The organism is Ferrovibrio sp. GW821-FHT12B10, assembly GCF_058807515.1.
In genome coordinates this window covers 3,069,579-3,082,386 of sequence record NZ_JBXAQT010000001.1, presented here as the reverse complement: position 1 = coordinate 3,082,386, position 12,808 = coordinate 3,069,579, and the positions used below count along the sequence as shown (strand labels likewise).

9 protein-coding genes are annotated in these 12,808 nt (G+C 64.0%); 1 reads left to right on the top strand and 8 read right to left on the bottom strand.

The annotated features are described in order from the left end of the window. The 5 genes from AC1RRT_RS15445 to AC1RRT_RS15425 are packed head-to-tail and all read right to left on the bottom strand — an operon-like array spanning position 1 to position 7,525. A complete protein-coding gene (locus tag AC1RRT_RS15445; RefSeq protein WP_493014698.1) occupies positions 1 to 687 on the bottom strand; it encodes a 3'-5' exonuclease in 687 nt (228 codons plus the stop codon). A gap of 26 nt (positions 688 to 713) precedes the next feature. Beyond that, positions 714 to 2,849 carry an ankyrin repeat domain-containing protein gene (locus tag AC1RRT_RS15440; protein WP_493014697.1) on the bottom strand — a complete coding sequence of 712 codons (2,136 nt, stop codon included), beginning with the start codon at positions 2,847 to 2,849 and terminating at the stop codon, positions 714 to 716. A gap of 21 nt (positions 2,850 to 2,870) precedes the next feature. Beyond that, positions 2,871 to 4,976, bottom strand: a complete 2,106-nt coding sequence (ligA, locus tag AC1RRT_RS15435; RefSeq protein WP_493014696.1) for an NAD-dependent DNA ligase LigA — start codon at positions 4,974 to 4,976, stop codon at positions 2,871 to 2,873. Between the two features lie 16 nt (positions 4,977 to 4,992). Beyond that, positions 4,993 to 6,678 (bottom strand): DNA repair protein RecN, encoded by a 1,686-nt coding sequence (gene recN / locus AC1RRT_RS15430; protein WP_493014695.1) that lies wholly within the window; start codon positions 6,676 to 6,678, stop codon positions 4,993 to 4,995. A gap of 19 nt (positions 6,679 to 6,697) precedes the next feature. Further along, positions 6,698 to 7,525 carry an outer membrane protein assembly factor BamD gene (locus AC1RRT_RS15425; protein ID WP_493014694.1) on the bottom strand — a complete coding sequence of 276 codons (828 nt, stop codon included), beginning with the start codon at positions 7,523 to 7,525 and terminating at the stop codon, positions 6,698 to 6,700. 452 nt (positions 7,526 to 7,977) lie between these two features. On the opposite strand from AC1RRT_RS15425, the gene AC1RRT_RS15420 reads away from it, so the two are divergent. Next, a complete protein-coding gene (locus AC1RRT_RS15420; protein ID WP_493014693.1) occupies positions 7,978 to 8,373 on the top strand; it encodes a helix-turn-helix domain-containing protein in 396 nt (131 codons plus the stop codon). A gap of 82 nt (positions 8,374 to 8,455) precedes the next feature. On the opposite strand, the gene lpxC is transcribed toward AC1RRT_RS15420, so the two are convergent. From lpxC to ftsA, 3 genes are all read right to left on the bottom strand, one after another. After that, the gene (gene lpxC / locus AC1RRT_RS15415) at positions 8,456 to 9,418 is read right to left on the bottom strand and encodes a UDP-3-O-acyl-N-acetylglucosamine deacetylase (protein ID WP_493014692.1); all 963 of its coding nucleotides are present in this window, start codon (positions 9,416 to 9,418) and stop codon (positions 8,456 to 8,458) included. A gap of 163 nt (positions 9,419 to 9,581) precedes the next feature. Further along, positions 9,582 to 11,417, bottom strand: coding sequence for a cell division protein FtsZ (gene ftsZ / locus AC1RRT_RS15410; RefSeq protein ID WP_493014691.1), 1,836 nt, complete (start codon positions 11,415 to 11,417; stop codon positions 9,582 to 9,584). A 120-nt stretch (positions 11,418 to 11,537) separates the two neighbouring features. Continuing rightward, positions 11,538 to 12,779, bottom strand: coding sequence for a cell division protein FtsA (ftsA, locus tag AC1RRT_RS15405; RefSeq protein WP_493014690.1), 1,242 nt, complete (start codon positions 12,777 to 12,779; stop codon positions 11,538 to 11,540). Positions 12,780 to 12,808 lie beyond the last annotated feature (29 nt).

Sequence of the window (12,808 nt, the reverse complement as noted above, 5' to 3'; positions counted from 1 at the left end):
CTAGACGCGCAGCCAGCGCGGCAGGCGGTAGCGGCCGCGCGTGCTGGCGCGATCAGACAAAGTCGAGCAGGCTTCGTGATAGTCCGGCTCCAGCCGGCCAGGCTTGATGCCGAATTTCGCCAGCACTGCCTGCATGTCCTCGATGCCGGCATCGGCCATGGCACGCAGCAGGATATGGGCCGAGGCCGCCGCATCGCTGTCGGCCAGATGATGCTGCAGCGCGACGCCGAGATGCTGCGCCACCGTGGAGAGCTTGTGGTTCTCCAGATCGGGCCAGGCGGCGCGCGCGATCTTCACCGTGCAGAGGAATGACAGTACCGGCCAGGGCTGGCCGTAATGGCTGAGAACGGCGCGCAGCACGCCGATATCGAAGGGCGCGTTATGGGCCAGCAACAGCGGCGCGGCCTCCAGATGCGGCAGCAGCTCATCCCAGATGGCAGGGAATTCCGGCTCATGCTCCACGTGATAGGGATAGATGCCGTGGATGGCGATGAAACTGGGATGGAAGCGCATGTCATGCGGCCGGATCAGGCGATGCGCGGTGTGGATCACCTGCCCGTCCCTGATCCAGGCCAGACCCACCGCGCAGGCGCTGCCCGGCGTGCCGCTGGCGGTCTCGAAATCCAGCGCGATGGCCGTCGCGCCGGCAACGGACTCGATGGATGGAAGGGCGCGGTTAGTGATCATACGTCTTATATAGGCCGCTCATGACTTCAATACAGCAAGCGGACAGCTTCCGCCCGATCGTCCGTCGAAAGCTTTGAATTGTACGGAACAGGGCCGTAGCCCAGCATATAGTCTACCGCGCGCCGACCTTTGGTATCGGCTTGATAAGGGTCGGCGCCCGCAGCGATCAACTGCCTGATCACAGATATGGAGGCGCCGGCGGCAGCATACATCAGTGCCGAACGGCCATCATGGGCTAGCACGTAGTCTGTGTCTTTTGGATTCCGCCATGTGCTGGCATTCACAGCCGCGCCTGCTTCGAGCAAAATACGAACGCTCTCTGCTTGATCGAACTGAGCCGCAACCATTAACGGCGTTTTTCCGAAGACATTCCGAGGATCGGCCGTGCGCTCGAGTGAAAGCAGCAGCGTCAGCGCTTCCGGATAAGCCACTGCGATCATGGGCAGTGGATCAAGGCCTGCATGGGTGCGGCAGCGCAGGGAAGCCGCCGTTTCAAGATCGCGCAATACAGATAATCGCCTGATGCTTTCCATCGGCGCATGTTCGAGAATCATCTGGCGAATGGACGACTCCGGTGGATCGGGAAACGGCGTACCACAATCGGCACCGAAAGCAACGGCAAACAGGCCGTTACGTGCCGCCCGGCCAGCCTCTTCCGCTCCTATCCCCGATTTTCCATAGAACGCAATCAGCTTTGCATGGGCATCCCGATAGAGAGCTTCGATCTTCTGGGCCTGGACATGATTTCCGAAGGTTGCCTGTCCCCATATCTGATAGGGATATACAAACCCCGGGGCAACATCACCAAACATCAGGCCGCGCGGATCGGCCTTCAGCTGTTCGATCCTGCGATTAAGTTCAGCCATGTGTCCATATCGGATCGAGCCGGTATTCCGGGCAATGAAATACCCGTCCGCCGCTTCGGCAGCCGTCAGATACCTGTCGACTTCCTTCTCCGGATAGCCGGACACAGCGCCTCTTCCCCACTGGCACCCAGAGCGCGGCAAGAAATTGTCCCGATTGCTGCCCCAATACGCGGCTGTTGCCAGCAACAGGTTGGGCCGGCGAAGGACTACGGCGCAGGGAATGGCATAAAAGGCAGGCGCTGTTGTGACGACATTGGCAGAAGATGCAAGACGCAGCGTTGCCAGCAGGGATTCGTCCCGCCCATCATACGTTTCAATCGGCCCTAGCTGCTGACGTGAATATTCGTCAGCCTGCTGCAGAGCAGCTTGATTGATTCCGGACAGCAACTCCCGGATTTCATCATTCCGTGCAGCACTCTCCGGATGGAAAGCATGCAGGAAGAGCGCGTAATCGAGCTTTCCCAGCAGGCTTTCCGCCGCCGCCTGTGTCAGCACAGGCTCCGATCCATCTGGATCGTCGCCCATCGCTTGAATGGCCGCCTCATACGGCGTCATTGTCTGCTGCACCGTCACCACCGCCGATGACGACGGCTTGTCCACAGCCTCAAACAGGCCCGGCTGCCTCGATTGCTCCTCCAGGCGCGTGAGATTTGTTTGACTGGAAGGACAGGACAGCAGCCTGCCGTTCAGCCGGCCGAGCAAAGCGGGAAGCGCCATGAAGTCACTGCCGCGGCCCTGCAGCGTGCGGCACGGCAGATACAGCACCCAGCGCTCGTCATCTTGCGGCGGTGGATATGCCTGCTCTGCAGGGAAAGACAGCTGAGCCCGTCGCAGGCCGACCACGAGCCTGAGCAATGGTGACGTATCGGTCAGCGCATCGATACGCTCAAGGGTCTCCAGATCGGAGCGCCAAACCTGATCCGATCGGTCGCTTTCCACCACTTTATCGAAATGGCCGGCCAGTTCCGCCAGCGCAGCATCCATGGCGACATAATCGCGTTTCAGGAAAGCGGCATAGGCATCAACGATGCGGTCCGTCGGCTGCTGAATTTCTCCAATCAACGGCCAGGTGACATGGCCGACGGCAACACGTTCCAGATTGGACTGGATACGGGCCAGCGAGATGCGGGTATCATCAAAGATACCCAGCCGATCTTCGACCGCAATGCGGATGACGGGGCGAGCCGCTGCGGTCGGCCCCTGGGCCTGTTCGTCGACGGGCGCCATACGCCAGACAGTCACGGCGGCGATAACGATGGCGATGGTGAGCGTCAGACCGACAGCAACTTTGCGCATCCCCATCTCTTTTCTTTAAAATCAGCCGCCGATCAGCGTGAGCCAGTCGTCTTCGCTCAGGACCGGAACGCCGTGCTTCTGCGCCTCGGCGAGCTTTGAGCCCGCACCAGGGCCGGCGACCAGATAGTCGGTCTTCTTCGACACCGAGCCCGCCACCTTGGCGCCGAGCGCCAGCGCGCGCGCCTTGGCTTCGTCGCGGGTGAATTTCTCCAGGCTGCCGGTGAAGACCACCGTCTTGCCGGCCACGGCGGAGTCCGTTGACGGCTTCTCCGGCGGCACAACTTCGGTCAACTCTTTGAGCAGATGATCGATCACCTTGCGGCTCTGCGGCCGGATGCAGAAGCCCAGAATGGCCTCGGCCACCACATCGCCCATCTTGTCGATGCTGTTGAGATCACCCCAGGCCTCGCCATGGCGGTCTTTCGCCTCGTCCATGGCCGCCAGCCAGCGGTCCGGTGTCTCGTAATGCATGGCGACGAGGCGCGCGCGCTCCTGCCCGACATGGCGGATGCCAAGCGCGAAAATGAAACGGTCGAAACCGATGGTCCGACGCTGCCCGATGGCGCGGATCAGGTTGTCGACCGAGGTGTCGCCATAGCCTTCCTTCTTGCGCAGCTCGGCCGCGTGCTTCTTCGGCAGCTTGAAAATATCGGAAGGTTCCTTGATCCAGCCCCATTCGTAGAAGGCGGCGATCTGCTTTTCGCCGATGCCCTCGATATCGAAGGCATTGCGCGAGACGAAATGGCGCAGGCCCTCCATCGCCTGGGCCGGGCAGGACACGCCGCCGGTGCAGCGGCGGCGCACATCCGCCTCGCCTGACGCATCGACCTCGCGCTCGGCCGGCTGGCCGCAGACCGGGCATTTGGTCGGGAATTCGAATTCTTTCGCCCCCTTGGGGCGCTTTTCCAGAACAACACTCACGACTTGCGGGATGACGTCGCCGGCGCGCTGGATGATCACGGCATCGCCGACGCGCACATCCTTGCGCTTGATCTCGTCCTCGTTATGCAGGGTCGCGTTGGAAACGAGAACGCCGCCGACATTCACCGGCTTCAGCTTGGCCACCGGCGTCAATGTGCCGGTGCGACCGACCTGGATGTCGATATTCTCCAGCAGCGTCTCGGCCTGCTCGGCCGGGAATTTATGCGCAATCGCCCAGCGCGGGCTGCGGCTGACAAAGCCCAGGCGCTCCTGCCAGTCGAGGCGGTCGACCTTGTAGACCACGCCGTCGATATCGAAGGCGAGCGTGGCGCGACGCGACGCAATGTCGTTGTAATAGGCCATCAGGTCGTCGACGCTGTGACAGGCCACGACATGCGGATTGAGGGTGAAGCCCCAGCTGTCGAGTTTCTTGCGCACGTCGCTGATCTTGCCGGTGAAAGGCTCCGACACCTCACCCCAGGAATAGCCGAAGAAGCGCAGCGGGCGCTTCTCAGTGATCTTCGGATCGAGCTGGCGCAAACTGCCGGCGGCAGCATTGCGCGGATTGGCGAAAATCTTCTGGCCCGCGGCGTCCTGGCTCTCGTTCAGCTTGAGGAAGTCAGCGCGCGTCATGTACACCTCGCCGCGCACCTCCAGCACGTCGGGCCAACCCTTGCCGCTGAGTTTATGCGGCACATCCTGCTTCAGCGTGCGGATATTGGCGGTGACATCCTCGCCTTCCTGGCCGTCGCCACGGGTGGCGGCACGCACCAACTCACCCTTCTCATAGCGCAGAGACGCCGAAAGCCCGTCGATCTTGGGTTCGGCAACCAGCGTGAGGTCGTCGTTTTCCTTCAGATTGAGGAAGCGGCGGATACGTCCGAGGAAATCAGCGACATCATCCTCGGCAAAAGCATTGTCGAGCGACAGCATCGGCTTGGCATGCCGCACCTTGGCAAAACCGGCAGCCGGAGCAGCGCCCACGCGGCTGGACACACCCAGCATGGTCTTCAAGTCGGGGAACTGCGCTTCCAGCTCCAGCAGACGCTTTTTCAGCGCATCGTATTCGGCGTCGGTGACGCTGGGCGCATCCTGCTGATGATAGCGCGTGTCATGCGCCGCGATTTCCTCTTCCAGCCGGGCATGCTCCAGCTTGGCCTGACGGGGGCTCAGCTCGGCCACCGGTTTCGCGCGCTGACGACTCATCCGTTACGCTTCCCGTTTACGCTTCTTGGCCTGCGAGCAGGCTGTCGGCGGCGGCCCGTGCCGCATCGGTGATGGTGGCGCCCGCCAGCATGCGGGCGATTTCCTCGCGGCGGTCATCGGGCTTGAGCGGCGCGACCTCGGTGAGCGTGGTGCGGTTCTTGGCCGTGCCTGACTCGCGCTTGGCGATGCGCCAATGCTGGTCGCCCCTGGCAGCCACCTGCGGGGAATGGGTAACGACCAGCACCTGCACGCGTTCCGCCAGTCGCGCCAGCCGCTGGCCCACGGCCGCCGCCGTCGCACCACCGACGCCGCGATCAACTTCATCGAAGATCAGCGTGCCCGCACTCCCACGCCCCGCCAGAACGACACGAAGCGCCAGCATGAAGCGGCTGAGCTCACCGCCTGAGGCGATCTTGGCCAGCGAGCCCGGGGCAGTGCCGGGATTGGTGCTGGCCAGGAACTGCACGCGGTCGGCACCTTCGGGACTCCACTGTTCAGGTGGCAGCGCCTCGACCGATGTGGAGAATTTCGCGGTGCCGAGTTTGAGCGGCGCCAGCTCGGCGGCCACCGCCTTGTCGAGCTTGACGGCAGCCTTGCGGCGCGTGGCAGAGATCGCTTCGGCCTTCGCCTGATAAGCCGCCTTCGCGCTTGCCGCCGATTTCTCCAGCTTACCGATGCTGGCAGCGGTATTGTCGATCAGGTTCAGGCGCTCGGCATACTGCTCGGTCAGCTTGGCCAGATCGTCGGCCGGCACACTGTGCTTGCGGGCGGCCGCACGCAGGGCGAACAGGCGTTCTTCGGTGCGTTCCAGCTTCTGCGGATCGAGATCGAGATCGCGCGCCGTCTGCTCCAGCGCCGCCGCCAGATCGCCGGCCTGCACCAACACGGCATCAGCCTGCGCCACCAGCGCATCCAGCTTGCCCGCCGCCCTGTCGGCCACGCGCTCCAGCGCACGCAGGCAGGTGCGCAACCGCGCATCGACGCCGCCGCCCTGCTCCAGCGCCGACTGCGCCTCCTGCATCGCGGCGACCAGCTTCTCGCCGGCCTGCAGCAGGCTGCGCTGCGCCGCCAGTTCCTGCTCCTCGCCGGGCTGGGGTTTAAGCGTTTCCAGCTCAGCCACCACATGGCGCAGGAAATCCTCTTCGCGGCGTGCCTGATCGGCCGAGATCAGCGCATCGGCCAGCGCCTTCTCGGCGTCGCGCATTGCCTCATGCGCATCACGCAGGCCGGCGACATCCTTCTCCAGGCCGGCATAGTCATCGAGCAGCGCGCGGTGGATGGTGGCATCCGTCAGACCCTGCTCGTCATTCTGGCCGTGGATTTCCACCAGCGTGTCGCCGATGCGGCGCAGCAGCGCGACGCTGACGGTCTGGTCGTTGATGAAGGCGCGGCTCTTGCCGTCCTGCCCCACCACGCGACGCAGCACCAGTTCGCCATCGCCAGTATCCAGCGCCTGTTCAGCCAGCACATCGAAAGCGGGATGCTTCTTGGGCAGATCGAAACTGGCGGTCACCACGCCCTGGGCTGCGCCGCTGCGCACCAGGCCGGCATCGGCGCGACGGCCGAGCGCCAGGCCCAGCGCATCGAGCAGGATCGACTTGCCGGCGCCGGTTTCGCCGGTCAGCACGCCAAGCCCCGCCGAGCAGGCGAGATCCATTTTTTCGATCAGGACAATGTCGCGGACGCCGAGACTGGTCAGCATGAATGAGCCCGCGGTTAGATCAGAAGATATTCCACCAGGACTTCTGGTTGGCGGTCTTGGTGCTGGGAGCCACCTCGCCGGTGACCAGGGTGTAGGTGTCGACGTACCATTCGCTGCCCGGATAGTTGTAGCCGAGCACGGCCGCGACATTCTGCGCCTCGTCCACCACGCCGAGCGACATGTAGGCCTCAGCCAGGCGATGCAGTGCCTCGGGCACATGGGTGGTGGTCTGGAACTTCTCGATCACCGTCTTGAAGCGGTTGATAGCGGCGATCTGCTGGTTCTTCCGCAGATAATAGCGGCCGATCACCATTTCCTTGCCGGCGAGATGGTCGCGCGTCAGGTCGATCTTCAGGCGCGCATCGCGGGCGTATTCGCTGCTGGGATAGCGGCGCACCACTTCCTCCAGCGACGACAGCGCCTGCTGCGTGATCTTCTGGTCGCGGCCCACGTCAGTGATCTGCTCGTAGTAGCAGATCGCCGTCAGGTAATAGGCATAGGGCGTTTCGCGGCTGCCGGGATGCAGCTGGATGAATCGGTCGGCGGCCGAGATGGCCTCGGTGTACTTGTTGCTCTGATAGTAAGAATAGGCCGCCATCAACTGGGCCTTGTTTGCCCAGACCGAATAGGGATGCTGGCGTTCGACTTCATCGAAGCCATTGGCCGCCTCTTCCCAGCTCTGGTTGGCGACCGCGTCCATGGCGATGTTGTAGAGATCTTCCACCGGCCGCTCGACATAGGGCTTTTCCTTGGCGCCACAGGCAGCGAGGCCCAGCAGCAGCAGGGCGGCAAGGGCGTGGCGCGCGGTACGGAGCCGCGACGAATCCGGACGGGGATACATTGGCATGGCGGGATTCTGCATGCCCCCCGGTCAAAATCAAGAATGGGGGGTGAAATCAGGAACGGCCCTGTGATTCGTCCCAGGCCGGAGTCGTTTTTTGCCCCGCATCCTGGCCGGCCGGGCTGACCGCCTACGCCTTTCGTACAGCCCCTACGGGTGACACACCCTATGTATGCATTATTATTAAGCTTTTCCGGTTTCTGCCTACCTTATACTTCTGAACGATTTCCACCTCCGGCAAATTCGCCTATTACATGTGTAGCTACCCGGTTTTGGACGGTTTCCGCTTGGGGTTAATCCCGCGTCACGAGTAAGTGGCGGTCTTTGGCGGGAAGAAATGGCACCGACCGTGACCTGGGGGCAGGCAGCAAGTCTTTGTAAGAATCCTCTGCCCCTGACCCGTATGGGTTGAACAGTTTCCTGGTCCAGTTTGTGGACCACGCCATGAGGTGACATCGATGGGTAAGATCGCAACGCGCGTCGACGAGTATGTGGGTGAACGCATCCGGGCGCGCCGTACCGAACTCGGCCTGACCCAGGAAGAGCTCGCCAACTCGCTGAAGATTTCCTATCAGCAGGTCCAGAAGTACGAGACGGGCGCCAACCGCGTCAGCGCCGGCCGCCTCTTCGAAGTGGCCCAGCGCCTGCAGGTCGACATGGCCTTCTTCTTCGATGGCCTGGAAGCCCGCCTGGAGAGCAAGCCGATGGAACATGGCGGCAAGAACCGCTCGACCATTGAGCTGGTGCGCAACTTCAGCGACATCGAGGACACCACCATCCGCTCCGCGGTGGCCGGCCTGATCAAGAGCATCGCCAGCCGCTACAAGGACGAGGAACTGGGCACGGCCGACTGAGCCGCCCTCTCCTCCGACGGTATAAAAAAGCCCCGCAGCGAAAGCTGCGGGGCTTTTCTTTGTCTGTGGAGTGCCGCGTCGCTTAGAGCGCGGCCTCGGCGGCGACGGCCGGGCGCTGACGCGCACCGCCCATCTCGGCAGCCGGAATGAGACGCGCGGTCTCACGGCCCTTGGCATGCGTCGTCCAGACATAGGCGCTCTGGTCGGCGAACAGGGTCTTGAGCAGCTTGTTGTTCAGGGCATGGCCCGAACGGCGGCCTTCATAACGGCCGATGATCGGCGCACCGGTCAGATACAGGTCGCCCAGGGCGTCGAGGATCTTGTGGCGGACGAATTCGTCGTCGTAGCGCAGGCCGTCGTCATTGAGGACACGGTCATGGCCGAGCACCACGGCATTCTCGAGCGACCCGCCGCGGGCGAGGCCCATGGCGCGCAGCTGCTCGACTTCCTGCACGAAACCGAAGGTGCGCGCACGCGCGATATCGGCCTTGAAGCGGCCCGGCTCGAGCTGGAACTCAGCGCTCTGGCGGCCGATCATCTGGTTGGCGAATTCAATCTCGAAATCGATGCTGAAGCCTTCCGAGGGCATCAGCGAGGCGCTGGCGGCGCCATCGCGCACTTCCACCGTCTTCAGAACCTTGAGGTACTTGCGCGGCGCGACCTGCTCGATCACATCGGCGCATTCGATCAGGAAGACGAAGGGCGCGGACGAACCGTCCATCACCGGCACTTCCGGACCATCGATATCAATGAGGACGTTGTCGACACCCAAGCCGGCAAGCGCGGCCATCAGATGCTCGACCGTGCCGATCGACACGCCTTCGCCGGCGGCGACAGTCGTGCACATGCGCAGGTCGGTGACCTGGTCATAGCGCGCGCTGACCAGCGGACGACCCGGCAGATCCACGCGACGGAACACCACGCCGGTATCGGGCGCAGCCGGATTCAGCACCATATGGACCTTGGAACCGCTGTGCAGGCCGATGCCGGAGCACTTGATGCGGTTCTTCAGCGTCTTCTGGGCAATCTTACCGGTGTTCAACACACTGGAACTCCTTGAACCGGATCGCGAATCGGACAGACCCGCGCACAAACGAAACCGGGGATGGTTGTAACAACCACCCCCGGGAACAACAAATCACTCTATGTAACCAGATGTAACGCTGGCGGACCTTACTAAGTCATTAATCCGCCAGCGTAATTCATGGTTAATTGGCCTGGCGGCGCAGGAAGGCCGGGATGTCCAGCAGGTCGTCCTGCGGGCGGCTCGGCGCCGGGCGTTCGGCCGTCGGGATCAGGCCGAGGTCGGCCTGACGCGGGGCCGGCGCAGGCTGGGCCTGCTGCACGGGGGCCTGGGCGACCGGAGCCTGCTCCTGCATGACCGGCTGGGCCATCGGCGCAGCCGGAGCCGGAGCGACCGGGCGGCTGAACTGCGGCTCGGCCTGACGCATGACCGGCTGAGCTTCCGCTTCCCCGCTGCGGCGGGCCGCGCCGGTGATGCGATCGAACAGGCTGGCCTTCTTCTTCGGTTCGGCCGGCTTGTTGATCATGTCGGCTTCAGCGAAGGGGTCGGGCTGACGCGGCATCTCCATCGAGCGGCCCATCATCGCCTGAGGCATCGCCTGGGCAGCCGGCGGCACGAAGGACTGCTGCGCATCCGCGACATGCGCCGCGAACGGACGGGCCTCGATCGCCGGCGACGCGGCAACGGCGGCGGCGGCATCGGCAACCGGCTGAGCCAGCGGCGCGATCACCGAAGCCGGCAGATCGGCCGGCGGCGGCAGGTCGAAGTGCACTTCCGGCAGCGTCGACGGGTAGACATCCGGCACATGCTCGAGGTCAGGCATGGCGAGCGCGGTGGCGCCGACGCTCATCGGCTGCGGGGCCTGAACGGCCGGCGCAGCCTGCATGACAGCGGCCTGCTGGGTGACGGCGGGCTGCGGCATGACCGGCTGGGTCATGGCGGGCATCGCCGGCATGGCCGGACGCGGAGCGGCGCCGAAGGCGATCGGCTTGGCCTGCGGCGGGGTCACCAGACGAAGCGCCGGCGAGGTCTGCGGCTGGCCAGCCACCTGGGCGGCAGCGTCGATGCCGGTGGCAACCACGGAAACCCGCATGCGGCCTTCCATATTGGCGTCCAGTGTGGAGCCGACGATGATGTTGGCTTCCGGGTCCACTTCCTCACGGATGCGGTTGGCGGCCTCGTCGACCTCGAACAGGGTCAAATCCGGACCGCCGGTGATGTTGATGAGCACGCCACGGGCGCCCTTCATCGAGATATCATCCAGCAGCGGATTGGCGATGGCACGCTCGGCGGCCTCGATGGCACGATGCTCGCCCTCGGCCTCGCCGGTGCCCATCATCGCCTTGCCCATCTCGCTCATCACCGAACGGACGTCGGCGAAGTCGAGGTTGATCAGGCCTGGCATCACCATCAGGTCGGTGATGCCGCGCACGCCCGACTGCAGGACGTTGTCAGCCATCTTGAAGGCGTCGGCGAAGGTGGTCTTCTCGTTCGCCACCCGGAACAGGTTCTGGTTCGGGATGATGATCAGGGTGTCGACATACTGCTGCAGTTCGCGGATGCCGGCATCGGCCAGCTTCATGCGCTGGCTGCCCTCGAAGGAAAACGGCTTGGTGACGACACCCACGGTGAGGATGCCCATCTCCTTGGCGGCCCGGGCGATCACCGGGGCAGCCCCGGTGCCCGTGCCGCCGCCCATGCCGGCGGCCACAAAGGCCATGTGGCTGCCCTGGAGATGTTCCAGGATCTGGTCAATGGACTCTTCGGCGGCCCCGCGGCCGACTTCCGGCTTGGCGCCGCAGCCCAGACCCTGGGTCAGGGCCGTGCCGAGCTGGATACGCCGGTCGGTGAGCGACATGTTGATCGCCTGGGCGTCGGTATTGGCAGCCACGAACTCGACGCCCTCAAGCTGGGCGGCGATCATGTTGTTCACTGCGTTGCCGCCGGCACCGCCGACGCCAAAGACGACGATACGGGGCTTAAGCTCCCGCGTGGTCGGCATGGTCAGATTAATACCCATGTTCTCCTCCAGGGTTTAACTGTTGCAATTACCAATGTCACCGCGCGATGCAAGTGACATCGTAAAAACCGCGTGGATGCTGAATATTTTGATCATCATCTTGGCCACGCGATTCAGTCGTCAGAAGTTTGTGCGCAACCAGCGGCCGATTCGTGACATCGCTCCACTGGGTGCAGGTTCAGGTTCAGGCAGTCGGATGACTCGTTCGGCGGCCTGTTGCTGTGCGTACGAAAGGAGTCCGGCACAGGCCGAGAAGGCCGGACCACCTGTTGCTTCCGCCAAACCGCCAACCCGGATCGGGCGACCGAGGCGAACCTGCTTGTCGAGCGTGCGGGCGGCGAGCTCGCGCACGCCCTGGAGCTGGCTGGCACCGCCGGTGAGGACCACGCGGCGGCCGGCCAGCTTCTCGAATCCGGACTGGGCCAGGCGCTCACGCACCTGTTCCAGGGTCTCTTCCAGCCGGGGCTTGATGATTCCGGTCAGAATCGAGCGCGGCACCTGGTTATGGGCATGGTCGTCGGTCTCGCCCACCTGCGGCACATCGATGGTCTCGGTGTCATCCGACGGGCTCGGCAGGACGGTGCCGTACAGGGTCTTGAGGCGCTCGGCATGGGCCAGCGGGGTCGAAAGCCCGCGGGCGATATCGTTGGTCACGTGATGGCCACCCAGCGGCACGACATCCACATGGACCAGCTGGCCGTCGTAGAAGACCGCCAGGCTGGTGGTGCCGCCGCCCATGTCCAGCAGCGTGACGCCCAGGTCCATCTCGTCTTCGACCAGGCAGGCCAGGCCGGCGGCGAAGGGCGACACGATCCGCCCGGCGATGCGCAGGTGGCCGCGCGCCACGCAGGTGGCGAGGTTGCGCAGCGGACCGGAGCCGGCGGTGATCACATGCATGTTGACGCCGAGCCGCTCGCAGGCCATGCCGCGCGGATCCTTGATGCCGCGCGAACCGTCGATGGTGTAGCCGACCGGGATCGAATGGACGATCTCGCGGTCGCCGGCATGCTCGTGGCGGCGACCCTGGTCCAGCACCAGGCCGACATCATGGTCGGTGACCTCGTGGCCATCGATGGCGACTTCGACGCCAACGCTGTGCGACTGCGGATTGCCTGCATTCACGCTGACGAAGACGTCGCGGATGGTTTCGCCGCACATCCGCTCGGCGGTTTCCACCGCGGCCCGGATCGACTGTTCGGCAGCATCCATGTCGATGACGTTGCCGTTGCGCAGGCCGCGCGACAGTTGGTGACCGATGCCGATCACCCGCAGCGTGCCACCATCGGCCCTGGCGATGAAGCAGCAGACCTTGGACGAACCCACGTCCAGGGCGGCAATCAATCCGTTGCGCGATACAGCCATGGTCTTACTTCCCCTCGCATGCAATGCGG